The sequence below is a fragment of the Mesorhizobium sp. B2-3-2 genome (genome assembly GCF_006442295.1).
Lineage (GTDB): Bacteria > Pseudomonadota > Alphaproteobacteria > Rhizobiales > Rhizobiaceae > Mesorhizobium.
Genome location: NZ_VFWA01000004.1, coordinates 132380 through 156142, shown reverse-complemented (window position 1 = coordinate 156142; position 23763 = coordinate 132380). Strand labels below are relative to the sequence as shown.

General features: G+C 64.3%; 27 protein-coding genes. 9 read left to right on the top strand and 18 right to left on the bottom strand.

Features of this window, described 5'->3' with window-relative positions; genetic code table 11:
* Positions 1–61 precede the first annotated feature (61 nt).
* The 6 genes from FJ964_RS12265 to FJ964_RS12240 form a co-directional block, all read right to left on the bottom strand.
* Complete coding sequence (locus tag FJ964_RS12265; protein ID WP_140550634.1) at positions 62–2116, bottom strand: M3 family metallopeptidase; 2055 nt, start codon at positions 2114–2116, stop codon at positions 62–64.
* Between the two features lie 85 nt (positions 2117–2201).
* Complete coding sequence (locus FJ964_RS12260) at positions 2202–2612, bottom strand: nuclear transport factor 2 family protein (protein ID WP_181172459.1); 411 nt, start codon at positions 2610–2612, stop codon at positions 2202–2204.
* 20 nt (positions 2613–2632) lie between these two features.
* Positions 2633–3277, bottom strand: coding sequence for a carbonic anhydrase (locus FJ964_RS12255; RefSeq protein ID WP_140550632.1), 645 nt, complete (start codon positions 3275–3277; stop codon positions 2633–2635).
* A 137-nt stretch (positions 3278–3414) separates the two neighbouring features.
* The gene (locus FJ964_RS12250; protein WP_140550631.1) at positions 3415–4182 is read right to left on the bottom strand and encodes a DUF429 domain-containing protein; all 768 of its coding nucleotides are present in this window, start codon (positions 4180–4182) and stop codon (positions 3415–3417) included.
* A complete protein-coding gene (gene pdxY, locus FJ964_RS12245) occupies positions 4179–5063 on the bottom strand; it encodes a pyridoxal kinase PdxY (protein ID WP_140550630.1) in 885 nt (294 codons plus the stop codon). The genes FJ964_RS12250 and pdxY overlap by 4 nt, the downstream gene beginning before the upstream one ends.
* Before the next feature lie 7 nt (positions 5064–5070).
* Positions 5071–5322, bottom strand: a complete 252-nt coding sequence (locus FJ964_RS12240) for a hypothetical protein (protein WP_140550629.1) — start codon at positions 5320–5322, stop codon at positions 5071–5073.
* 162 nt (positions 5323–5484) lie between these two features.
* On the opposite strand from FJ964_RS12240, the gene FJ964_RS12235 reads away from it, so the two are divergent.
* The 5 genes from FJ964_RS12235 (at position 5485) to ppa (ending at position 8975) form a co-directional block, all read left to right on the top strand.
* On the top strand, positions 5485–6120 hold the full coding sequence (locus FJ964_RS12235) for a LemA family protein (RefSeq protein ID WP_140550628.1): 636 nt from the start codon (positions 5485–5487) through the stop codon (positions 6118–6120).
* Between the two features lie 51 nt (positions 6121–6171).
* Positions 6172–6981, top strand: coding sequence for a YgcG family protein (locus FJ964_RS12230; RefSeq protein ID WP_140550942.1), 810 nt, complete (start codon positions 6172–6174; stop codon positions 6979–6981).
* Positions 6982–6989: 8 nt separating this feature from the next.
* A complete protein-coding gene (locus tag FJ964_RS12225) occupies positions 6990–7628 on the top strand; it encodes a TPM domain-containing protein (protein WP_140524615.1) in 639 nt (212 codons plus the stop codon).
* A 116-nt stretch (positions 7629–7744) separates the two neighbouring features.
* Positions 7745–8251 (top strand): GNAT family N-acetyltransferase, encoded by a 507-nt coding sequence (locus FJ964_RS12220; protein WP_140492466.1) that lies wholly within the window; start codon positions 7745–7747, stop codon positions 8249–8251.
* A 190-nt stretch (positions 8252–8441) separates the two neighbouring features.
* The gene (gene ppa / locus FJ964_RS12215) at positions 8442–8975 is read left to right on the top strand and encodes an inorganic diphosphatase (RefSeq protein WP_140514009.1); all 534 of its coding nucleotides are present in this window, start codon (positions 8442–8444) and stop codon (positions 8973–8975) included.
* A gap of 14 nt (positions 8976–8989) precedes the next feature.
* On the opposite strand, the gene FJ964_RS12210 is transcribed toward ppa, so the two are convergent.
* The 4 genes from FJ964_RS12210 to ccmA form a co-directional block, all read right to left on the bottom strand.
* Entirely contained in the window at positions 8990–9571 is a 582-nt protein-coding gene (locus FJ964_RS12210; protein ID WP_140550627.1) for a DsbE family thiol:disulfide interchange protein, read from the bottom strand.
* Complete coding sequence (gene ccmD / locus FJ964_RS12205; protein ID WP_140550941.1) at positions 9568–9741, bottom strand: heme exporter protein CcmD; 174 nt, start codon at positions 9739–9741, stop codon at positions 9568–9570. The genes FJ964_RS12210 and ccmD overlap by 4 nt, the downstream gene beginning before the upstream one ends.
* 133 nt (positions 9742–9874) lie before the next feature.
* Positions 9875–10540 carry a heme exporter protein CcmB gene (gene ccmB / locus FJ964_RS12200; protein ID WP_140550940.1) on the bottom strand — a complete coding sequence of 222 codons (666 nt, stop codon included), beginning with the start codon at positions 10538–10540 and terminating at the stop codon, positions 9875–9877.
* 196 nt (positions 10541–10736) lie between these two features.
* A complete protein-coding gene (gene ccmA, locus FJ964_RS12190; protein ID WP_140550626.1) occupies positions 10737–11345 on the bottom strand; it encodes a heme ABC exporter ATP-binding protein CcmA in 609 nt (202 codons plus the stop codon).
* A gap of 284 nt (positions 11346–11629) precedes the next feature.
* Between ccmA and acnA the strand changes: the two genes are divergently transcribed.
* Positions 11630–14320, top strand: a complete 2691-nt coding sequence (acnA, locus tag FJ964_RS12185; RefSeq protein WP_140550625.1) for an aconitate hydratase AcnA — start codon at positions 11630–11632, stop codon at positions 14318–14320.
* A 73-nt stretch (positions 14321–14393) separates the two neighbouring features.
* Here acnA and FJ964_RS12180 read toward each other — a convergent pair whose 3' ends face one another.
* Positions 14394–15080 (bottom strand): ceramidase domain-containing protein, encoded by a 687-nt coding sequence (locus tag FJ964_RS12180; protein ID WP_140550624.1) that lies wholly within the window; start codon positions 15078–15080, stop codon positions 14394–14396.
* Between the two features lie 179 nt (positions 15081–15259).
* On the opposite strand from FJ964_RS12180, the gene FJ964_RS12175 reads away from it, so the two are divergent.
* Positions 15260–16075, top strand: a complete 816-nt coding sequence (locus FJ964_RS12175) for a thioredoxin family protein (RefSeq protein WP_140550623.1) — start codon at positions 15260–15262, stop codon at positions 16073–16075.
* A gap of 91 nt (positions 16076–16166) precedes the next feature.
* Here the strand turns inward: FJ964_RS12175 and FJ964_RS12170 are convergent, their stop codons facing one another.
* The 6 genes from FJ964_RS12170 to FJ964_RS12145 are packed head-to-tail and all read right to left on the bottom strand — an operon-like array spanning position 16167 to position 22126.
* Positions 16167–17552 carry an FAD-binding oxidoreductase gene (locus FJ964_RS12170; protein WP_140550622.1) on the bottom strand — a complete coding sequence of 462 codons (1386 nt, stop codon included), beginning with the start codon at positions 17550–17552 and terminating at the stop codon, positions 16167–16169.
* A gap of 21 nt (positions 17553–17573) precedes the next feature.
* On the bottom strand, positions 17574–18686 hold the full coding sequence (locus FJ964_RS12165; RefSeq protein ID WP_140550621.1) for an ABC transporter ATP-binding protein: 1113 nt from the start codon (positions 18684–18686) through the stop codon (positions 17574–17576).
* Entirely contained in the window at positions 18683–19480 is a 798-nt protein-coding gene (locus FJ964_RS12160) for an ABC transporter permease (RefSeq protein ID WP_140550620.1), read from the bottom strand. The genes FJ964_RS12165 and FJ964_RS12160 overlap by 4 nt, the downstream gene beginning before the upstream one ends.
* Positions 19480–20340 carry an ABC transporter permease gene (locus FJ964_RS12155; RefSeq protein WP_140550619.1) on the bottom strand — a complete coding sequence of 287 codons (861 nt, stop codon included), beginning with the start codon at positions 20338–20340 and terminating at the stop codon, positions 19480–19482. The genes FJ964_RS12160 and FJ964_RS12155 overlap by 1 nt, the downstream gene beginning before the upstream one ends.
* Before the next feature lie 23 nt (positions 20341–20363).
* Positions 20364–21434 carry a PotD/PotF family extracellular solute-binding protein gene (locus FJ964_RS12150; protein WP_181172446.1) on the bottom strand — a complete coding sequence of 357 codons (1071 nt, stop codon included), beginning with the start codon at positions 21432–21434 and terminating at the stop codon, positions 20364–20366.
* A gap of 35 nt (positions 21435–21469) precedes the next feature.
* Entirely contained in the window at positions 21470–22126 is a 657-nt protein-coding gene (locus FJ964_RS12145; protein WP_140550617.1) for an XRE family transcriptional regulator, read from the bottom strand.
* Here FJ964_RS12145 and FJ964_RS12140 point away from each other — a divergent pair.
* Together FJ964_RS12140 and FJ964_RS12135 are read left to right on the top strand one after the other, a co-directional pair.
* Positions 22116–22331, top strand: a complete 216-nt coding sequence (locus tag FJ964_RS12140) for a hypothetical protein (RefSeq protein ID WP_140550616.1) — start codon at positions 22116–22118, stop codon at positions 22329–22331. The genes FJ964_RS12145 and FJ964_RS12140 overlap by 11 nt on opposite strands.
* Positions 22332–22664: 333 nt before the next feature.
* On the top strand, positions 22665–23051 hold the full coding sequence (locus FJ964_RS12135) for a DUF2794 domain-containing protein (protein WP_140514020.1): 387 nt from the start codon (positions 22665–22667) through the stop codon (positions 23049–23051).
* Between the two features lie 74 nt (positions 23052–23125).
* On the opposite strand, the gene FJ964_RS12130 is transcribed toward FJ964_RS12135, so the two are convergent.
* A complete protein-coding gene (locus FJ964_RS12130; protein ID WP_140550615.1) occupies positions 23126–23719 on the bottom strand; it encodes a GNAT family N-acetyltransferase in 594 nt (197 codons plus the stop codon).
* Positions 23720–23763 lie beyond the last annotated feature (44 nt).

Below are 23763 nucleotides of genomic sequence, written 5' to 3'. Positions count from 1 at the left end.
ATCCGTCTCGGCGCTAGCGCGCCGATCCACCTTCTCCCACAAGGGGAGAAGGAAAAAGGCGCTACACCAATCCCCGCTTCACCATCATGGCTTCCGGCGAGGGCATCTTGCCTCGAAACGCGGTGTAGAGCTCTTCCGGATCCTTAGAGCCGCCGGCGGCATAGATGTTCTTTCTCAGCCGCTCGGCCAGCGCGGGATTGAAGGGATCGCCCGTCTCCTCGAAAGCGGCGAAGGCGTCGGCGTCCAGCACTTCCGACCACATGTAGGAATAGTAGCCGGCCGAATAGCCCTCGCCGGCAAAGACATGGCCGAAATGCGGCGTGCGGTGGCGCATGGCAATGGTGTCGGGCATGTCGAGTTCTTCGAGCGTTTCGGCTTCGAAACGAAGCGGCTCCTGCGGGCCGTCCTGCCGCGCGTGGTAGGCCATGTCGATCAGCGCCGAGGCGGTGAATTCGACAGTGGCGAAGCCGGCCCCGAAAGTGCGCGCGGCGAGCATCTTGTCGAGCAGCGCCTTCGGCATCGGCTTGCCGGTCTTGACATGCAAAGCGTGCTTTTCCAGCACCGCCGGCACGGTCAGCCAATGCTCGTAGAGCTGCGAGGGCAGTTCGACGAAATCGCGGCTGACGGACGTGCCCGACACCGAAGGCCAGGTGACGTCGGTCAGCATGCCGTGCAGGGCATGGCCGAATTCATGGAACAAGGTCTTCGCCTCGTCCACCGACAGCAGCGCCGGCTCGCCCACGGGTGGCTTGGCGAAGTTCATGATGTTGTAGATGATCGGGCTCGCACCGTGGCCCAGGCGATAGCCCGACTTCAGCGCGCTCATCCAGGCCCCGGAGCGTTTCGACGGCCGGGCGAAGTAATCGGCCAGGAACAGGCCGCGCTCGCTGCCATCGGCATTCTTCACCACGAACACGCGCGCGTCCGGATGCCAGGCGGCAATGCCTTTCTTTTCTTCGAAGGTGATGCCGAACAGTCTTGTCGCGACGTCGAAGCAGGCGTCGATGATCCGGTCGAGTTGGAGATAGGGCTTCAGTTCCGCCTCGTCGAAGGCGAATTTCTCGGCGCGCAGCTTCTCCTGGTAGAAGCGCCAGTCCCAGGCGGCGAATTTTTCGTTGCTGCCGGCTTCCGCCGCCAGCCGCTCCAATTCCTTCTGGTCGGCGGCTGCCTTCGCCAGCGCCTTTTCCCAGACGGGATCGAGCAGGTCGTGCACCGCCTTGGGCGTCTTGGCCATGGTGTCGTCGAGCTTCAGCGCCGCGAAGGAGCCGTAGCCGAGCAGCTTCGCCTTCTCGGCACGCAGCTTCAGCTGGTCGCGCACCACGGCCGTGTTGTCGGTCGCGCCGCCATTCTGGCCGCGCATGGTGAAGGCGCGGAAGGCGATCTCTCGCAAGTCGCGCCGCTCCGAGAAGGTCGAGAACGGCTCGTAGATCGAGCGCGACAAAGTGACGGCATAGCCGCCTTTCTGGCCGCGCATTTCGGCGGCTTCGGCCATCGAGCTCTTGACGAAGTCCGGCAGGCCGGCCAGGTCGGCCTCGTCGAGGAACAGCGCCCAGTCGCGCTCGTCGGCAAGCACGTTCTGGCCGAAGCTGGTGCCGAGCGACGACAGCTCCTCGTTGATCCCTGCCAGTCGCTTCTTGCCCTCGGCGTCAAGTTTTGCACCCGAGCGGACAAAACCCTTCCAGGTCTTTTCCAGCACCCGCAGCGTCTCGGCATCGAGCTTGAGCGTCTCGCGGCGCTGGTAAAGGTCGTCGATGCGGGCAAAGAGCCTTTCATTCATCGAGATCGCCGAGAAGTGCCTCGACATCCTTGGCGAGATGTCGCGCTCCAGCGCCTGGATATCCTCGTTGGTGTGGGCCCCGGCGCGGCACCAGAAGATCGACGAGACATGGTCGAGCGCCTCGCCGGCGAGCTCCAGGGCTTGAAGCGTGTTCTCGATGGTCGGCGTATCCTCGTTCGCGGCGATGGCCTCGATCTCGGCCTCATGCGCCTTCAGCGCCGCGTCGAAGACGGGTGCGAACTCATCGTCGCCAAATCGGGCGAAATCGGGCAGGCCGAGCGGCCCTTGCCACGTGGTCAGCGGATGAGCGGCGAGGTCGACGGCTTTCGTGGCGGGCATGGATTGTCTTTCGGGCTGGCAGGTCGGGAAGGGCTGAAATCACCGATGTAGGGCGCTCGTCCGGCGCGCGCAACAGCGCCGCCGGTCAGTAGGCTTCGCAGCTTTCCGCAAGCGCTTTCTGCGTGCTGGCCGTGATGCGGTCGCCCGCTATGGCGAAGGTCTCATGCATCAGCATGTCATTGTTGGGGAAGTCGTAGCAGGCGATTACCGTGGTGATGCCGCCTTCGTTCTTCTCGATCCGGTGTCGGATCGCGGCACCCGCAACCGCACCTTTCCATTCGTCGAGCGAGGCGATGAACTCCTGCTTTCCCTGCACGATGCCGAGATCGTCGAGTTCGATACGCACATTGTCGGCGAGCAGGTCGGAAAGTTCGGTGCGGTCGGCGACCAGCAAGGCCGAATACCAGCGGCTGATGATGGCGCCGTCATCGGCGCGGGCGGCCATGATCGCCATCAGCAGTGCGGCGGCGGTGAACATGACCGGCCGGATGCTCATCGCCTGGCGTGCCGTTTCGGTCACTCCAGCACCGGGCGCTCGAAATCGCCGGTCTCCTTGTTCATCACCCAGAGCTCGCCGGTCGAAATGTCGAACCAGGCACCGTGCAGCGACAGCCGCCCCTTGCCCTCAAGGATCGAGACGCAGGGAAAGGTCCTGAGATTGGCTAGGGAATAGCGGATCGAGATGCGCTCCAGCGCCGTCTGGCGCTCCGTCGCCGTCATGAAGGTGCTGGCCGACACGGTCTCGGCGGCCGGCGCGATCAGGCTCATCCATTTGCCGATGAAGTCGCCCGGCGACAGCGGCGCGGAATTGGCGTCGAGCGCGGCACGGATACCACCGCAGCGGCCATGGCCCATGACGACGATGTTCTTGACCTTGAGGCTCTGCACCGCGAATTCGAGCGCGGCCGAGGTCGAGTGGAACTCGCCGTCCGGCTCGTAAGGCGGCACCAGATTGCCGACATTGCGCAGCACGAAGAGTTCGCCGGGCCCTGCGTCGAAGATCGCCTCGGGTGCCGAGCGGGAATCGCAGCACGCGACGATCATGGTTTCCGGCGCTTGCCCCTCCCGGGCGAGCTCGCGATAGCGGCCGCTCTCGGTGAGATAGCGACCGTTCATGAAATTGCGGTAGCCGGTGAGAAGGTGATCGGGAAGGTGAGGCATGGGCGGCTTTCCGGTTGGAGGGCGGCAGCGCGTTGCGGTCGAGAAACGCTCTAGCGGTAAAAGGCCGTCGCGAGCAATGCAGAATTGTAGGGTTGGCGAGAAATGCCATGCGTCAGGCGCGAGGCTGGCCAATGTTGTCACGCCCAGATGGCGACCGGTATGCCAAAGCCGTCGGTGAGTGGCGGGTCGGGAAACGGCCTTGCCGTGCCGGCGGCGACGCGGCCGGCGATCAGCATCATCGCCGCCGCATCGAGGAAATCGTCGGCGGCCGCACCGCGCGGCGGCGCCTGATCGAGGAAGTTCAAGTCATAGCCGTGCCGGCTAAGCAGCGCCTTGCGTTCCGCCATGCCGGCCGGATTGATGCTGCCCTTGACCTTCTTCGGCAGCAGCATGGCCTGCCCGCCGTTGAGCCGACAGAAAGCCACTTCCGGATGCGATTCGAAGACGCGGCGACGCAGTTCGGGCCGCGCGATCAGCAACGTATCGATCTCGCGTATTTTGCCAAAGATGCCGAATGCCTGGATCGAAACGCCGCGCGGCGGATCGGAAGTGGTCCTGGCCACGTCGCTCGCCCGGCGATGCGCGGCGTACCAGGCTTCGATCGAAGTGAACTCGGCGGTATCGGCGTAGAGTGCCGCACGAGACGGGATCGAGAAGACGCTGGATTGGCGTGGCCCGAGCAGCCGCCTGACCTGCGCCTCCGGCCCGCGCCCGCCCTTGCTCGAAAATTCAGGCAGGCCGATCGGCATGTCGACGGCGACGATCGCGTCGTCGGGAACCGCCGCCAGCAGCGCGGGGAAGCTGGCGAAGACCTTGACCGAGGGCGCCGCGTTCGGAGCGCTCCGCACGGCGACCCAGCCGGCCTTGCAGCCGTCCGCGCCGACCAGCACCCGTGCCGATGTCACGCGCGGCGGTCCCGCCCCGGATGCGTGAGATGGCGAAGCTGCACCATCGCCATCGGGTGCGACAGGCTCTGCGCATCGGTTTCGAGCTGCAATTCGTCGCCGCCGCGTTTGGCCGTGCGCGCCAGGATTTCGTAGACCGCCGCCGTCGTCGATTGAAGCGCCTTGATCGCCGGCTGGCCGGAGAGGATGCGCGCCAGGTAGACCGCCGCTGTCAGGTCTCCCAAACCGTTCGGCGGCTTTTCGATAACGCGGTGCTCGGCAAGCAGCGCCTGGCTGCCGTCGAGCAGAAGATTGCCGGTGCCGCCTGAAATCATCGACGGCGCCGAGGTGACCAGCATGGTCGACGGCCCGGCATGGAGCGCCGCCGCCATCACCGACTTCAGGTCGGGCAACGGCACGCCGGCCATCCATTCCAGCTCGTAGCGGTTAGGGGTGGCAATGTCGGCGATCGGCATCAGCCGGTCGCGCATGGCGATCGCCGTCGGCTCCGGCACATAGAGCCCGCCCGAATCGCCCATCACCGGATCGCATATGTAGACGGCATCAGGCGTTCTCGCCTTGACCGCGGCGACCAGCGAGGCGACGGCTTCGGCCTGGCCGGCCTCGCCGAGATAGCCCGACAGCACCGCCCCGACCTCGCCCAGCCACGGCGCGCGCTCCAGATCGGCCATCAATGCCTTGAACTGATCGAGCGGCGGCACGATGCGGGTCGCGCGCCCATGGCCGGGATGCCAGGGCAGGATGATTGTCGGCACCGCCCATACCGGGAAACCCAGCGATTCCAGCGCAAAGACGGCAGCGCGATTGCCGACCGAGCCGCGTGCGACATGGCTGGAAATGACGATGACCGCGCGCGGCGCGTTGGCTTGCCCGGTGCTCATTGGAATCCTAACTGCCCCGGGTGAGGAAAAGCACGAGCCAGACCATCAGGCCCAGCGCCAGCAGCAGCCCAATTATCCGGCCAATGCGCGTGCCCCAGACTTCGATCGGATCGGCGCGGTCGGCATCGGCGGCGGCGACGTGGTCGCGCACGGCCTTCGCGGTCCGCGCCGCGAGCGAGGTTGCGGCCGGATCGCTCTCGCGCGCGACGCGCTCGAGGATGCGGCGCGATTCGGTGTCGCTGTCCTGGCGCTGCGCCATGATGCTGTCCTGTTTCGTGGCGACCTTACCGCGTTCGCCCCGTCAATTACAGCGCCTTGCGGCCGACCGTAACCCCATCGACAACCGTCTGCGCCGAGGTCGTTTTCTTGCGCGCCGATTGTGGTAATGCTTCGCATGCAACTTCTACCGAGGGGACCGATCATGTTTGCCCAGCGCCTTGCTTTCCCGACATTCCGCACGCTGCCCGCCTTGTTGGTGATAGCCGTCATGCTGCCGCTGCTTGCCGGCTGCGGCTACAACACCATCCCGACGGCGGAGGAAAACGCCAAGGCGGCATGGAGCGAGGTGCTGAACCAGTATCAACGCCGCGCCGACCTCATCCCCAACCTGGTCGAGACGGTCAAGGGCTACGCCTCGCACGAAAAGGACACGCTCGATGCCGTGGTCGAGGCGCGCGCCAAGGCGACGCAGATCACGGTAACGCCAGAGACGTTGAAGGATCCCGAAGCCCTCAAGAGGTTCCAGGATGCCCAGGCAGGGCTGACCAGTGCGCTGTCGCGGCTGCTCGCTGTGTCGGAGGCATACCCGGACCTGAAGGCCAACCAGAACTTCCTGGCGCTGCAGGCGCAGCTCGAAGGCACAGAGAACCGCATCGCGGTGGCGCGGCGTGACTACATCCAGGCGGTCAGGGACTACAATCTGACGCTGCGGACCTTCCCCTCGGTGCTGTGGGCGACGTTCTGGTTCCGCGGCAACGAGCCCTTCGCCAATTTCACGGTCGAGGAGGACAAATTGCAGACGCCGAAGGTCGATTTCGGCACGAAACAGGGCGGATGATTGCCGGATTCCGACGTGGTGATCCTGCCCGCCAATAAGGGACGACGCGCCATGTGTCGCGTCGCGGTCCTGCTCCTCGTTCTCGTGCTGCCATTTGCGGCCCTCGCCGCCGAGCTCCCGGCGCTGACCGGCCGTGTCGTCGACAATGCAGGCATCATCGATGCGGCGACCAGGGCGGCACTGACGCAGAAGCTTGCCGATTTCGAGACGAAAGGCTCCGATCAGATCGTCGTCGCCACCATCCCCAGCCTCGGCGGCGAAGAGATCGAACCCTATGCCAACCGGCTGTACCGGTTCTGGAAACTCGGCCAGGCGAAAGAGAATAACGGCGTGCTGCTTCTGGTCGCGCCGAACGATCGCAAGATGCGCATCGAGGTCGGCTACGGGCTGGAAGGCACGCTGACCGACCTGCACACCAAGCTGATCATCGAAAACGACATGGTGCCGGCCTTCCGTGCCGGCGATTTCTCCGGCGGCATCACCAAGGCCGTCGACGACATGATCATGGTGCTCAACGGCAATCCCGAGGAGCTGGAAGCACGCGGCAAGCGCAACCAGCAGGCGCCGTTCAATTCCGACGATTTGTTCTTCGCCATCTTCATCGGCATCTGGGCGCTCATCTTCTTCGGCAGCATAGCGGCCTCGGTGTTGCCGCCGATCTTCGGCCAGAAGATCGGTCCCGGCCGTTACCGCTGGCTCGGCATGACGTTCGAGCCGAGCCGGCGCTCGTCAGGTGGCGGCTGGTCGTCAGGTGGCGGCGGCTGGTCGGGCGGCGGCGGCTGGTCCTCGGGCGGTGGCGGCGGCGGTTTCTCCGGCGGTGGCGGCTCTTCCGGCGGCGGCGGCTCTTCGGGAAGCTGGTGAGAGGGATCATGGCGATACGACCGATCAGTCCGCAGGACCATGAGCGCATCGCCGGGGCGATTCGCGCCGCCGAATCGAGGACCGACGGCGAAATCTACTGCGTGGTGGCGCATGCCAGCGGCAACTACTTCTTTCCGGCTGCCTTCGTGGCGGCTCTCGCCACTCTGCTGGTCAGCCTCGCCGTCGCCTATGGGCTGGAGGCCTGGTGGCTCACCATCCGCCTGCCCCACTTCGTGATTGCCCAGCTTCTGGCGCTTGCCTGCTTTCTTTTGCTGTTATGGGCCTTTCCGGGGCTGCGCATCCATATGGTGCCGAGACGGCTGCGCTATCAGACCGCGCATGACAACGCACTGAAGCAGTTCCTGGCCCGCAACGTCCACCGCACGACCGCGCGCACCGGCGTGCTGGTCTTCGTCTCGGTCACCGAGCGCTACGCCGAGGTGGTCGCCGATTCAGGCATTGACGCCAAGGTTGGCCAGCATGTCTGGGATGATGTGGTGCGCGAGCTTACCGCACATGCCGGCGACGACCGGCTTGCCGACGGCTTCGTCAAGGCGATCCAATCGGTTGGAGCGGTGCTCGCCGAGCACTTCCCGGTCACGTCGGGCGACACCAACGAGCTCGACGATCATCTGGTCGAGATTTGAGCTTCACCGACAGCCTAGAACGCGCATTGCGCAGGCGATGACGGCCTGTGAGAAAGCGGCCGCCGGGCCGCCCGGACTCTTGCATTCGAGCGATGCGGGTTTATGGTTAACAAATCATGAATACGCTGAGCATCGATATCCGCAAAGCCGAATCGCGCGACGCCGCGGCGATCGCGGATGTGCATTTGCAGGCCTGGCGCGGCGCCTATAGCGGCATCATCCCGCACCGCACCCTGACATCGATGATCAACCGTCGCGGCGCCGACTGGTGGGCCAATGCCATCCGCCGCGCAGCCACCGTTCTCGTGATCGAGATCGGCGGCACGGTTGCCGGCTATGCCACGATCGGCAAGAACCGGGCCCGCGAACTCAAGCAGCAGGGCGAGATCTATGAATTGTACCTGCGGCCGGAATATCAGGGCATCGGGCTCGGCAGCCGGCTTTTCAAGGCGGCACGGGCGCGGCTTGCCGACCACGGGTTGAAGGGCACGGTGGTGTGGGCGCTGGAAGACAATCAGAACGCGCTCGCCTTCTATTCCGGTGCCGGCGGCCGCGATATCGCCGAAGGCGTCGAGATATTCGAGCAGAAGGCGCTGAAAAAGGTTGCTTTCGTCTGGGAATGACCGGCGAGGAACGATCGCGTAAGCGGCGCGAAGCGCAACCTGCGCAATCACGAGACTGAAACATCTTCTGCTAATGATTGAACGCGTTGAATGCCATTGCGTCTTGCTGGGCGTTCTTGAGCACCATTCGCCGCATTGCACCATTTTGCGCCGCCCGCTATCGGTCTGCCAATCGAGAGAGGGATAAGTCATGCGTATTGAAGCCATCGCCACCGGAAAGAATCCGCCCGAGGACGTCAACGTCATCATCGAGGTGCCGATCGGCGGCGAGCCGATCAAATACGAGATGGACAAGGAGGCCGGCACGCTGTTCGTCGACCGTTTCCTGCACACCTCGATGCGCTATCCCGGCAATTACGGCTTCGTTCCGCACACATTGTCTGGCGACGGCGATCCGATCGACGTGCTGGTCTGCAACACGCGCGCGCTGGTGCCCGGCTGCGTCATCAATGTGCGGCCGATCGGCGTGCTGATCATGGAAGACAATGCCGGCCAGGACGAGAAGGTCATCGCCGTGCCGTCGCCGAAGTTGACGCTGCGTTACGAGAACGTCACGGAATACACTCAGTTGCCGGAGATCACCCGCGATCAGGTGCAGCACTTCTTCGAGCACTATAAGGATCTCGAGCCCGGCAAATGGGTCAAGATCGAGGGCTGGCACGATTCCAAATACGCCAAGAAGATGATCGTCGACGCGATCGAGCGGGCCAAGGCAGGCAAGTAAGACGGCCGGTCACCTCAGTTTGGCGCGGCCAGCGCCTTCTCGATCTGCGGCAACAGCAGCGTCCGGGCCGTCTCGGCCGTCAGCGGGCCGACATGCTTGTAGGCTATTTTCCCGTCCCTCCCGATGACGAAGGTTTCCGGCACGCCATAGACGCCCCAGTCGATCGCCGTGCGGCCGGCCTCGTCGACGCCGATCGCCTGGAACGGATTGCCGAGATCACCGAGGAACCGGCGGGCATTTTCCGGCCGGTCCTTGTAGTTCAGCGCCGCCATGGTGAAGCGCCTGTCCTGCGCCAGCCCCAAAAGCACCGGGTGCTCTTCGCGGCAAGGCGCGCACCATGAGGCGAAGACGTTGACCAGCGTCACCTTGCCGGCGAAGGATTTCGAATCGAGCCCCGGCAGGTTCGTGCCGTCCAGCGGCGGCAGGTTGGTCAACGGCGCCGGCAGGCCGATCAGCGCCGACGGCACCTCCGAAGTGTCGCGCCCCGACAGGAGTTGCGCCAGGAACAGCCCCGCCAGCCCGAGGAAGACCAGCAGCGGCAACAGTACGAACAGGCGGCGCCGGGGCGGCGCCGGCGTTGGCATATCCGTGCTCATGACTTGCGCTCCCCGCCCTTGTCGGAGCGTCGGCGCACGCCCGCCGCCTCGAGTTCGGCCAGTTCGCGCTTGCGGGCCCGCTGATCGAGCAGGATCCAGCCGATCAGCCCGGCCAGCGCAATCGCTGTGACAGCATAGGCGGCGGTGACGTAGAGCGCATGCGGGCTCATGCCGGCTGCCTCGTCGGCATGCCGCCCGCCAGGTCGATCCTTCTGCCGCGCTCGATCATGCCTTCCCCTTAGCCCCACGCCGGTGACCGCGCAATTGGCCGCCGCGCCGCAGCCCCTGCCGGTCGTGGCTGCCTCAATCCGTGCCATGGCGCAGCGCCAGCGCCGCCGCCAGCGGTCCGAGCACGGCAAGAAACAACGTCAGCGCGGCAAGAATGAGGAAAGGTTGCAGGAACGGATCGGGATTGGCCGTCGCGCCGTAACTCGCCGAAACCCCGAAGATCAGCACCGGGATGGTCAGCGGCAGCACCAGCACCGAGATCAGGAGCCCGCCGCGTGGCAGCGCCACCGCCACCGCCGCACCCACGGCGCCGATGAAAGTGATCGCCGGCGTGCCGACCAGCAGCGTAAGCGCCGTGGCGCCTATTGCCGCCGGCTCCATATTCATGAACAGGCCGAGCAGCGGCGCGGCGATCACCAACGGCAGCACGCTGCCCGCCCAATGCGCCAGGCATTTGGTGAGCACGGTCAGCGCCAGCATATGGCGGTCGTTGCCGAGCACCAAGAGATCGAGCGAGCCGTCCTCGCGGTCGGCCTGGAACAGCCGGTCGAGGCCGAGCAGACAAGAGAGCAGCGCCCCGATCCACAGGATCGCCGGGCCGATGCGGGCAAGCAGTTTCAGGTCCGGCCCGACGCCGAAGGGGATGGTGGCGATCACGGCGAGGAAGAAGATCACGCCCGTCAGCGCCCCGCCGCCGGCCCGAATCGAGAGGCGGATATCGCGGAGGAGGAGGGCTAGCATGATTGGAGATGCCCGCGCTTGAACACCCCCCTCTGGCCTGCCGGCCATCTCCCCCTCAAGGGGAGAGATTGGCAGCTTCGGTGTCGCGCCAATCTTTCAACTGTTGTAATTGGCGAAAGCAGGGATGACAGCCGATCTCCCCCCTTGAGGGGGAGATGTCCGGCAGGACAGAGGGGGGCGCCGTAGAGCACCAACATCAACCGGGCTCCCCCATCCTCAATTCCGCCGCCCCATCCAATCCCAGCGGCAAATGCGTCGCCGCGATAATAATCCCGCCATCCCCGCAATGCCTCGCCATCAGCCCGGCAAACCGCTCCTCGGACGCTCTGTCCAGCCCCGCCGTCGGCTCGTCCAGCAACCACAAGGGCCGGTGGCTGACCAGCAGTTTCGCAATCGCCGCGCGTCGTCTTTGTCCGGTCGAGAGATAGCCGAACGGCAGATGGCCGATGCCGCCCAGTCCGACCGTCTCCAGCGCCTCCGCGATACCGACGGATCCATCGCCGTTGAAGTCGCGCCAGAAGCGCAGGTTTTCCGTCACGCTGAGCGCCGTTTTCATCGCGTTCTGATGGCCGAGATAATGGCAGGCCGAAGCGATCGACGGAAATTCATCCCCGCCGCCCTCGATCAGCAAATTGCCTTCAGCCTTCGGCAGCAGTCCGGCCACGATCCTGAGCAAGGTCGATTTGCCTGATCCGTTCGGCCCGGTGACCACAAGCGCCTGGCCTTGATCAAGGTCGAAGCCAATGCCCGAAAACACCGCCTCGCCGCCGCGTTCGCCGCCTAGATTTTCGGCGATAAGCCGCATCCCTCGCCCGCCCTGAAACAATCCGCCTCGGCCCCTGCCGCATCGCACAAATTTGCTTTTTAACTGTCTAGAACTATTCCAGAAAATTCTCTATATGCGGTGCATCCGTGCCAGCGGTCGGCGCGGGAACAGAACTAGCGCCGAACCAGCGCACGCGCCGCCTTGAACGGCTCGGGTTGCTTGGGAGCGGACAGCGGAAATGGCCGTACCCGCACCTTTGCGCGTGATTGCATGCCATCGGCGTCCGTTCCCTTTCAGGCTGAACAGACAAGGACGGATCGCACGTGTCAAAATCCCTCGACAGTTTCAATTGCCGCCGCACGCTGAAAGCGGGCGACGCCGAATATGCCTATTTCGATCTCGTCGAGGCCGAGAAGAACGGCCTCACCGGCATCGCCCAATTGCCTTATTCGATGAAGGTTCTGCTGGAGAACCTTCTGCGCAACGAGGACGGCCGCTCCGTCACCAAGGACTCGATCAAGGCGGTCGCCGGCTGGCTGACCGACAAGGGGACGGCCGGCGTCGAGATTGCCTATCGCCCTGCCCGTGTCCTGATGCAGGATTTCACCGGGGTTCCGGCGGTGGTCGACCTTGCGGCGATGCGCGACGCCATGGCCTCGCTCGGCGGCGACCCGCAAAAGATCAACCCGCTGGTGCCGGTTGACCTCGTCATCGACCATTCCGTCATTGTCGACGAGTTCGGCTCGCCGATGGCGTTCGCCCGCAATGTCGAACTCGAATATGAGCGCAACGAAGAACGCTACAAGTTCCTGAAATGGGGCCAGCAGGCGTTCCGCAATTTCCGCGTCGTGCCGCCCGGCACCGGCATCTGTCACCAGGTCAACCTCGAATATCTCGGCCAGGTGGTGTGGACCAACACCGAGGACGGCGAAACGACCGCCTATCCCGACACCTGCGTCGGTACCGATTCGCACACCACCATGATCAACGGCCTGGGCGTTCTCGGCTGGGGCGTCGGCGGCATTGAGGCCGAGGCGGCGATGCTCGGCCAGCCCGTCTCCATGCTTTTGCCCGAGGTCATCGGCTTCCGCCTCACCGGCAAGCTGAAGGAGGGCGTCACCGCCACCGACCTCGTGCTCACCGTTACCCAGATGCTGCGCAAGAAGGGCGTCGTCGGCAAGTTCGTCGAATTCTTCGGCCCCGGTCTCTCCAACATGACGTTGGCCGACCGCGCCACCATCGGCAATATGGCGCCTGAATATGGCGCCACCTGCGGCTTCTTCCCGGTCGATTCGGAGACCATCCGTTACCTGACCATGTCGGGCCGCGAGGAAAGCCGCATCGCGCTGGTCGAGGCCTATTCCAAGGCGCAAGGCATGTGGCGTGACGCAGGCTCCGCCGACCCGGTCTTCACCGATTTGCTGGAGCTCGATCTCGGCGATGTCGTGCCGTCGATGGCCGGCCCCAAGCGCCCCGAGGGCCGCGTCGCGCTGGAAGGCATCCCGGCCGGCTTCGTCAAGGCGATGGACACCGAATACAAGAAGGCGGCGGAAATCTCGAAGCGCTATGCCGTCGAAGGCGCCGGCCATGATCTCGGACATGGCGACGTCGTCATCGCCGCCATCACCTCCTGCACCAACACCTCGAACCCCAGCGTGCTGATCGGGGCCGGCCTGCTCGCCCGCAACGCCAATCGCCTCGGCCTCAAGCAGAAGCCCTGGGTAAAGACCTCGCTGGCGCCGGGCAGCCAGGTGGTCGCCGAATATCTCGAGAAATCCGGCCTGCAGAAGGAGCTCGACCAGATCGGCTTCAACCTGGTCGGCTTCGGCTGCACCACCTGCATCGGCAATTCCGGCCCGCTGCCGGCGCCGATCTCGAAGACCATCAACGATAAGGGCTTGATTGCCGCCGCGGTGCTTTCCGGCAACCGCAACTTCGAAGGCCGCGTCTCGCCGGACGTGCAGGCCAACTATCTCGCCTCGCCGCCGCTGGTCGTGGCACACGCGCTTGCCGGCACGGTGACGAAGGACCTGACCACCGAGCCGCTCGGCGAGGACAGGAACGGCAAGCCGGTCTACCTCAAGGACATCTGGCCGAGCTCGGCGGAGATCCAGGAGTTCATCGAGAAGAACGTGACGCGCGAGCTGTTCGCCCGCAAATACGCCGACGTCTTCAAGGGCGATGAGAACTGGCAGAACGTCAAGGCGCCGGAAGGCCAGACCTATGCCTGGGACGACAATTCCACCTATGTGCAGAACCCGCCCTATTTCGCCGGCATGACCACCGGCTTCGGCAAGATCGGCGACATCAAGGGCGCCCGCGTGCTGGGCCTGTTCGGCGATAAGATCACCACCGACCACATCTCGCCGGCGGGCTCGATCAAGGCCGCCTCGCCGGCCGGCAAATACCTCACCGAGCATGGCGTCGGCGTTGCCGACTTCAACCAGTACGGCACGCGGCGCGGTAACCATGAGGTGATGATGCGCGGCACCTTCGCCAACATCCGCATCCGCAACCACATGCTGGGCGAGAACGGCAGGGAAGGCGGCTACACCATCCACTATCCCTCGAAGGAAGAGGAATCGATCTACGACGCGGCGATGCAATACAAGAAGGAAGGCGTGCCGCTGGTCATCTTCGCCGGCGTCGAATACGGCAACGGCTCGTCGCGCGACTGGGCGGCCAAGGGAACGAATCTGCTTGGCGTCCGCGCGGTCATCGCCCAGTCCTTCGAGCGCATCCACCGCTCCAACCTGGTCGGCATGGGAGTGATCCCCTTCGTCTTCGAGGAGGGCACCTCATGGGCTTCGCTCAACCTGAAAGGGGATGAGCTGGTCGAGATCGACGGCCTGGACGCCATCAAGCCGCGCCAGAAGATGGCAGCCAGGATCACCTATGGCGACGGCACGGTGAAGAACGTGCCGATCATCTGCCGCATCGATACGCTTGACGAACTCGACTACTTCAAGAACGGCGGCATTTTGCAGTACGTGCTGCGCGATTTGGCAGCATAAGTAAGGGAATAAGGCAGTAAGGGAGTAGGGAAGGAAGGCACCTACTGCCCTACTGCCCTACTGCCCTACTGCCCTACTGCCCTACTGCCCTACTGCCTCGCTGTGGCGCGCCGTAGCGCGCCGCGGCGGCCAGCAGCACGCCCAGCATCAGCCCGTTGAGCAGGTGCCAGAGGAAGTGTGTGCCGAGCGGGAAGCTGGTGCAGACCAGCGGATCGACCATGCGGCAGATGACCGACAGCACGAAGATCGCCGATCCGGCCAGATTATACCAGCCGGCGCGATTGCCGCTCGCTGCCACCCAGACACCGAAGAAGGCGAGCGCCAGGAACGGCGGCAGGTAGCCTGTGGTGCCGTTCGACGCCTGGCGGAGCCAGTCCGGCACCGCGAATGTGACAAGCCCGGCAACGACATAGAAGCTGACGAAGACCGCGATTGCCTTGCCCCATTCCAGGCGCAGGAAGCGCCGCAGGTTGAACAACGTGTAGGCCAGCGTGAAGCCGGCGATCGGCACCACGTCGGCCCAGACCGTTCCCTTGGTGGCGAAGATGTGAAAGATCGTCGAGCCGACGCCGATCGCTACGACCCACCAAGCCAGGACCTCGGCGAAAATGCCGGTCCTGCATCGCCGCACTTCGCGGACGCCCCATAGTCCTGCGGCAATGAAAGCCAGGTTGGTCAAAGCATTCGCCGGCTCTGCCCAAAGTTCAGGACCCGTTCGCTCGCAATAGAGATCGACCGGAGCCAGGAAACTTTGCCACATGATGATGATCCCGCTCCCGAATCGAACCGCCGGTTGAAATGCAGTGGCTTCTCCTATTGCCGCCCTACCCAGGCTTGCAATGGCAAAATTTCACCGCAACGTGACTTCCCGTTGACTTCCGGTTCTGCCACATATTTCGGCCAATCAAAACAAAGCCGGCATCACCGGCGGGAATTGGAATGGTCATGGCCTCGCGTAGATCATTGTGGCTGGCAGCGTTCGCGCTGGCCTTCTCGGCGTTTGCCGGTGCCGGGCACGCCGGCGAGTCCGGCAAGCTCCCGGCCGACAAGCTCCAGGGCGACAGGCCCTTGGGCGTGGTCGAGCTGTTCACCAGCCAGGGCTGCAGTTCCTGTCCGCCTGCCGACGCCTTCTTCTCCGAACTTGCCGCCAGGCAAGATCTCGTCGCGCTCTCCTATCACGTCGGCTATTGGGATTATCTCGGCTGGCGGGACACGCTGAGCAGCAAGGAAAACACCGAGCGGCAATATGAGTATATGCGGGCCTTCGGCAACCGCTCGGTCTATACGCCGCAAGCGGTCATCAACGGCCGGGTTCATGTCAACGGCGCCAATCGCGGCGAGGTCGATGGCCAGCTCGCTCGCATGGCAAGGATCGGCGAAGACATGCGGGTCGCCATCAAGGTCAGCCGGACCAGCGACCGTGTCATGATCGATGCCGGCGATGGCGGGACCGGTCCCAGCGATGCCCATGTCGTCATCGTTTATTTCGAACCGCCGCAGACGGTCACGATCGGCCAGGGCGAGAACACGGGCCGCAAGATGACCTATTGGAACGCGGTGACCGGCATCCAGACCGCCGGCATCTGGCACGGCAAGGCGCAGCGCTACGAATTGCCGATGAGTGAGATTTCCAAGAAGGGCGGCTGCGCCGTGCTTTTGCAGTCCGTAGGCAAGGATGGCCTGCCGGGCCCCATCCTGGGCGCCGCCTTCATTCACCGCCCCGGTTCCGAGGCGCCGTTCGATCGAAGGCTCTGAAGCGCGCCGCCGAGAACGGAAATGATGCGACGCGCTGTCGGTCTCCATTCATGCCTGTCGACCAAATGGAATCACGTTTGAGTGACCTGCCTCAATGGCCGGTCAGGCGATCCGCGAAAGCGGCGAGGCGCGACGTCCGCCCTAGGCCGTTCGCCTCGCGCCGGTCGGCGATGCGGTAGAGCTGGTACATGGCGTGGACGCCGAGCCAGCGCAGCGGCTCCGGCTCCCATTTCTTCACCGTGCGGTTGACCCAGGGCAACCGGGTCAGTTCCGTGTCGTGTCCAAGCACCAGGTCGCGCAAGGTGCGGCCGGACAGGTTCGAACTGGAAACGCCGAGCCCGACATAGCCGCCGGCCCAGCCGATGCCGCTTTCGCGATCGAAGCCGCATGTCGTGCACCAGTCACGCGGCACGCCGAGCGTGCCGCACCAGGCATGGTCGAGCCGCACGCCTTTGGTCTGTGGCAGCAGTCTGGTCAGGATCTCGTGCAGCTGATCGATGGTCGCCTGTTGTGTCTTGCCGCGTGTGTCGGTGCGTGACCCGAAGCGGTAGGGCACGCCGCGGCCGCCCATGGCGATCCGGCCTTCCCGCGTGCGCTGCGCATAGCAATAGGTATGCGCTGCATCGCCCAGCACCTCGTAGCCGCTCCAGCCGATTTCATCCCAGAGCTTCTGCGGCAGCTTCTCGGTCACCACGATGGCGCTGTTCAGCGGCAGCCAGAGACGCTCGTAACCGGCAATGCCGGCGGTGAAGCCCTCGGTGGCGCGCACGATCTTTTGCGCCCGCACGATGCCGCGATCGGTTGTGACCTTGCCCTTCTCGAGCGCCAGCACCTGCGTCTGCTCGTAGATCGGAACACCGAGCCGAACGACCGCCGCCGCCAGACCCTGCACGAGCTTGGCCGGCTGCACGCGCGCGACGTCGCGCACGACGAAGGCGCCCAGTACATTGTCGATGGCGATGCGCTCGCGCGCTTCCTGCGCCCCGAGGAAGGCCAGCCGTTCCGGCGGCATTTCCCAGTGCCGGGCCTCTTCGTACTCGGCTTTGGCGCGCTCAAGCTGCGCGGCGTTGGTGGCTACGGTGATGTTGTCGACGCGGCGGATATCGGCGTCGATCCCTTCGGCGGCGGCGATCGCGATCACCTCGTCGACCGTGCCGGACATGGCGCGCTGCATGTCGATCACAGCGCCGCGCGACGAGGTTTTTGCATATTTCTCGCGCGACCAGCTGAAGCCGCCGGACAGCCATCCGCCATTGCGGCCCGAGGCACCGAAGCCGGCGAACTCCTTTTCGACGATGGCGATGCGCAGCGCGGGCTCCGCTTTCTTGAGATAGTAGGCCGTCCACAGTCCGGTATAGCCGGCGCCGACGATGCAGACATCGGCCTCGATGTCGCCGGGCAAGGGTGGGCGGCTGGCCGGCGGGCCGCCTATGTCGGCATACCAGAACGACACGTCGCCATTGCGCTGGGCTTGCATTGCGATCTCGCTTTCGGATTTTCAGGTAAGGGTAAGATCGGCCTTGTCGTCATCGGCAAGCAGCTTCACGTCGCCGCCGGCGAAGAGCACGTAGACCTCGTCTCCAATGGCAAAAGTATCCGCCTCGAGCGTCGATCGCACGATGGCTTTCGAGCCGTCGGCGAGCTCCACCTCGTATTTGGAGCCGGAGCCGAGATAGATGGCCTCGCCGATACGCCCTGCGAGCCGGTTGCGGCCATCCCCGCCGGCACCGCGACGCGCAAGCGCCAGCTTTTCGGGACGCAGCAGCATCACCGGCTTGCCGCCATCGGCGAGACGCTTGGCGGTCGCCACTCTCTGGCCTGATATCTCGATCGCCGTCTCGTTGCCGGAAGTGACGGCGGGGCCGCGCAGCACGGTGGAATCGCCGATGAACTTGCCCACGAAAAGCGTCGCCGGCTCGTCGTAGAGTTCGCGGCCGGTGCCGATCTGCTCGATGCGGCCGCGGTTGAACACGGCGATGCGGTCGGAGAGCACCAGCGCCTCCTCCTGGTCGTGCGTCACATAGACGAAGGTGGTGCCGAGTTCGCGGTGGATGCGCTTGATCTCGAGCTGCAGCCATTCGCGCAGTTTCTTGTCCAGCGCGCCGAGCGGCTCGTCCATCAGCAGCAGCGGCGGATCGAAGACGATGGCGCGGGCCAGTGCCACGCGCTGCTGCTGGCCGCCCGAAAGCTCGCTCGGAAAGCGGTGGCCGAAATCGGCCATCTTGACCATGTCGAGCGCGTGGCGGACGCGGCGTTCGCGTTCTGCCCCGGTGACGCCGCGCAGCTTCAGCGGATAGGCGACATTGCGGCCGACCGTCATGTGCGGGAACAGTGCATAATGCTGGAAGACCACGCCGATGTTGCGCTTGTGCGCCGGCACGCCGACCACGCTCTTTCCCCCGACCAGCAGCTTGCCGCTGGTCAGGTCGGTAAAGCCGGCGATCACGTTCAGCGTCGTCGTTTTGCCTGAGCCGCTCGGACCGAGCAGCGTCATGAATTCGCCCGGCTCGATTCGCAACGACACGCCGTCGAGCGCCTTGAAGGAACCATAGGCCTTGCTTACCGACTCCAGGTCGATCGCCGCACCACGATTTTCCGCCTTCCGAGTCATAAGCCTCCCTTCCGCTCACGGCCAAGAATCAGCATGCCGCCGCCGATCAGGAGTGTCGTTGCGCATAAGAGGATCGTGCCGACGGCCGCGACCGTCGGATCGGCGTCGCGCGTGATGGAAGCGAAGATCTGCACCGGCAACGTCTTGAGATAGGGATTGGTGATGAACAGCGACACGACGATCTCGTCGAAGGAGGTAGCGAAAGCGAACAGCAGGCCGGACAATACCCCGGGGGCAATCAGCGGCAGCGTCACCGTGCGGAACGTGGTGAGCGAGCCTGCGCCCAGGCTCGCCGCGGCTGCCTCCAGCCGCTTGTCGAACACTTCGAGATTGGCCGAAACGGCGATCAGCACGAAAGGCAGCGCAAGGATGGTGTGGGCCAGCACGAAGCCAAGCAGCGTACCGACAAGCCGCGTGTCGAGATAGACGGCGTAGATGCCGATGGCCAGGACCACGCCCGGCACCACCATCGGCGTCAGCATCAGCATGCGCAGGAGATTTGCCGGCCGCGCCTGCATGCGGTCGATGCCGAAGGCGGCAAGGGTGCCGAGCACTGTTGCCAGAACCGCAACGATCGATGCGACCTTCAGCGAATTGAGAAAGCTGGTCGACCAATCCGGATTGATGACGAAATTTTCGTACCATTGCCAGGAGAAGCCCTGGGGTGGAAATGCCAGCGATTTGTTCTCGTTGAATGACATTGGCACCACGACAAGCGTCGGTGCCACCAGCCAGATGGCTACCAGCAGGCAGACAAGGCCCAGCATGACGCGGGTGAGCGGCTTCATCTCCATCAGGGCCGCCCCGCTTGCCGATGGCTGGACCGCATCATGGGCGCGGCAAGCGCCAGCAGCACGAAGGTCGTGACGAGCAGCACCACGCCCATGGCGCCGCCCCTGCCCCATTGCAGGAGGCTGAGCACCTGTGTCTGCACCAGCGTGGACAGCATCGTCGAGCGCGGTCCGCCGAGCAGGGCCGGCGTGATGTAGAAGCCGAGCGCCAGGATGAAGACGATAATCGCGCCGGCATAGACGCCAGGCAGCGACAGCGGCAGATACACCGTGAGGAACGCGCGCGACGGTCTCGCCCCGAGGCTCCGCGCGGCTTGCACCAGCCTGAGATCGATGCCTTTCATGACCGAATAGAGCGGCAGGATCATGAAAGGCAAAAGCACCTGCGCCATGCCGATGACCACGCCCGTCTGGGTGCGGATCAGCCTGATGCCACCGAACCCGAGCGCCCGCAGGATCGAGTTGATGACCCCCGAATCCTGCAGCAGTATCACCCAGGACAAAGTGCGTACCACGCCGCTCACCCAAAACGGGATCAGCACACATAGCAGCAGCACCAAGCGCACGCCTGGTCGGACCGCGGTCATCAGATAGGCATAGGGATAGGCGCAAACCACGCAGACCAGCGTGACCCACGCTGAAATGAGGAAGGTCCGCTGGAGCACGGCCAGGTTGATGGGCGCGCCGAAGAACCAGATATAGTTCTGCAGGCCCCACTGCGGCTCCGACAGGCTGCGCACGACGATGGTGAGCAGCGGATAGCCGATCACCGCGAAGAGCAGGATCAGCGCCGGCAGCGTGAGCGCGAACGGCCGCCATGCCCGGCGCCTTTCGGCCGAAATGATTGGCTCGGACGCGCTCACGGCTTTTGGTCTCCCTCAGCCGGTCAGTTGCCGGACATCAGCGCGGACCACTTCTCCTGCGCCACCGCGAAATTCGGGACCCAGAACTTGAAGTTCTGCTTATAGCCCTGCTTCTGGCGTTCGGGCGTGTTGGTCAGGAAAGCGGAGACGGAAGCGTCGACCTTGGGCTGCGCTTCACTGTTGATCGGCGTGTAAGACGTTTGCTCCGTCAACACCTCCTGCGCGTGCTTGCCAAGATAGGCGTTGAGCAGCGCGTAGGATGCCTCCGTGTCCTTGGCGCCGACAGGGATCGTCATCTGATCCATCACCACCAGCCAGTCCTGCCAGGCTGGTGCGTATTTGGCGCCGTTCTTGACCGCGGTCATGGCGCGGCCCGTCCACATCATCAGCATGTCGGCCTCGCCGGATTCGGCGAGTTGCTGCGATTCAGCACCCGTCTTCCAGAAGATGGTATCGGGGCCGAGCTTGCGAACCACATCGATGGCCTTGTCGATATCGGCCACCGTCATCGCCTTCGGGTCGCCACCGGCGACCTTGAAGGCCTGTTCCAACAAGCCACCGGTCGGGCTGCCGGAGCCGTCGATTCCGCGCACGCCGGGGAATTTCTGCGTGTCGAAGAAGTCGGCCCAGCTCTTGGGCGGATTGTCCTTGTACTTTTCGGTGTTGTACATCAGCACGACGCCGTAGTTCATCGCCGGCACCGAGCATTCGCCGACCTGGCCCTCGGGAATTTTCGAGACGTCGAGTTTGGAGAGATCCAGCTTCTGGAACAGTTTGCCGCAATAGACATAGGGCGGCAGATCGTCGGTATCGACAACGTCCCATGTCACATTGCCGGACTCGACCTGCGCCTGCAGCTTGGCGATCTCCGTCGGGCCGTCATTGAGCAGCTTGACGCCCGACTTGTCGACGAACTCCTTGAGCGCCGCCGCCTGGCCGTCCTGGTAGATGCCGCCATAGGACACGAAGGTCAGCGTCTTGCCCTTCAGCGAGCCTTCGGCCACCTCTCCGGCAACCGGCTTCGATTGCGCGAGCGCGGCCGTCGCCGTCAGAAGCACGCCCAGGCACGCCGCATGTGCAAATTTCACTCTCATCGTCAACTCTCCCATTCCAGAACTCGCATTTGTTCTCATTCACCCGGATGCGAGCGGTTTCCGGGCCTGTACTGATCAAGTTCGAGCGCGCCGGCGGTCGGCGGCGCGATAATCCAGAGCACCTCCGCCGGCGTGTCGCCGACATTGACCGTGCGGTGCGGCACCGAGGTCGCGTATTCGACGCTGTCGCCCTCGCGCATCAGATGGCGCTCTTCGGCAAGCGTCAGTTCGACGGTTCCCTTGAGCACCATGAACATCTCATGCTCGCCGCCATGCACATAGGCGTCCTCGCCGGTCGAGCCGCCGACCTCGAAATGGCCCGCATAGACCTCGAACTGGTGGATCGGCCGCCGCGACAAAAGCATCTTGCGGCCTCGCACGCCGACGGGAACGACAGGCCGTTCCGCGCGCCTCAGCACCTTGTGCAACGGACGGCCGGAGTCTTCGAACAGGTCGTTGATGCCGAGATCGAGAGCGGCGGCGATCTTGAGCAGCGTGCCTGTGTTGGCGCCGCAGAGATTGCGCTCGAGTTGGCTGATGAAGCTCGCCGTCGTGCCGGTCATGTCGGCCAGTCGGCGCAGCGAGACGCGCCTTGCCATGCGCAGCGCCTTGATGCGGGGACCGACGCCGCCGGCCTCGACCGCGGCCGTGCCATTCACCTCTTTCGCCGTGGAGTCCGATATGCGTGGCATTGCCGCTCCCGTTTCACTTAACACCTTATTAAGTGGCGATGGCGTTGGCAAGCGACGGCGGCGTGCCAAGATTTCAGCGCGCATCGATCCTGTCGGTCGCACCGGGAGCGGACTGGAAACCGCCTATGGGGCGGGAAATCCGCCGTCGCGGCCATCCAGGCATGAAAAAACCGACGTCAGCTTGCTTCTGACGTCGGTCATTTAGGTTTTGGGATCGTCGCACCCGGCTCTTCCGAGGAAAAGCCGAGGTTGGTTCGATCCGACGCAGACCCGTGGGCGGGGGGCTTGGGGTTTACGAGCCGGTGCCGGACCGAACCGTCTCAGGCAACGCCGGTAAATTCGTCGGACATTGGGGCATGAGCGCGGATAAAAAATGGCGAGAATGTGGCGGAGCATCACCAATTCCAACATGTCGTTTGCAAACGTGACTGGACGCGACGGAAATGGCGCGGCTCCGCACCGCTTCGCCGGCACTTGCAATTCGATAGCGAAAGCGCCAACTTTGGTTGGCAAAGGTTCATTTTTGAAGGATCGAGGCATGACCGATCACGGCGGCGGGACGGAGGATGGCGACGCATCCGCAATACTGATCCCGCTCCACGAGGCACGCCGTGCGCGCCTCGACCAGCCGGTGCGCTTCGAGCGCCGCGAACTGGACCAGATCCTGAAACTCTACGGGCGCATGGTCGCTGCCAACGAATGGCGCGACTACGCTATCGATCATCTCACCGACAGGGCCGTGTTTTCGGTGTTCCGCCGGGCCAGCGAGGTGCCGCTGTTCCAGATCGTCAAGGACCCGAAGCTGGCACGCAAGCAAGGCGCCTTCGCCGTCATTGCCGCGGGCGGCCGCATCCTCAAGCGCGGGCAGGAGCTTGGCCGTGTGCTCGGCGTCTTCGACAGCAAGCTGAAGCTGGTCGAGGCCTGAGCTAGGAACTGAAGAATTGGGGAACTGAAGAACAAAGAAGACGGCCGGCATGTCAGACGCTGAGTGCCAATTCTTCAATTCTTCAGTTCTTCAGTTCTCTCTGACGCCTCGCGGAACTTTCGTTCCGGCAACGAGTCCGGATCGGGCGGCACCGATGCACCGCCGTTCAGGGCCAGTTGCATGAACACCGTGTCCAGCCAGCGTCCGTGCTTGTAGCCGGAGCCTTCGAGGCGGCCGGAATGACGAAAGCCGAGCTTTTCGTGCAGCTTGACGGAAGCGCTGTCGGGATGGCCGTCGCCGATCACCGCGACGATCTGCCGAAAGCCCGCCGCCTCGGCCGCCGCGATCAGGCTTTGCATCAGCTTGAGGCCGACACCTTGGCCCTTGGCATCAGGCGCGACATAGACGGAATCCTCGACGATGAAGCGGTAGGCCGGGCGGGGCCGGAAGGGACCGGCATAGGCATAGCCGAGCACGGCGCCAGCCTTTTCCGCCACAAGGTAAGGGAAGCCGCCGGCCTGGAGCGTGTCGAATCGCGTGCCCATTTCGGCGCGGCCCGGCGGCTCCAGTTCGTAGCTCGCCGTGCCGCGGGTCACAGCGTCGGCATAGATTTGCGTAATAGTGTCGAGGTCGGCCGCGCGTGCGGCCCGTATAACGATAATGCTCATTCTTTATGCAGGCCTCTTTGTCTGCCTGCAATAACAGCAAAGGT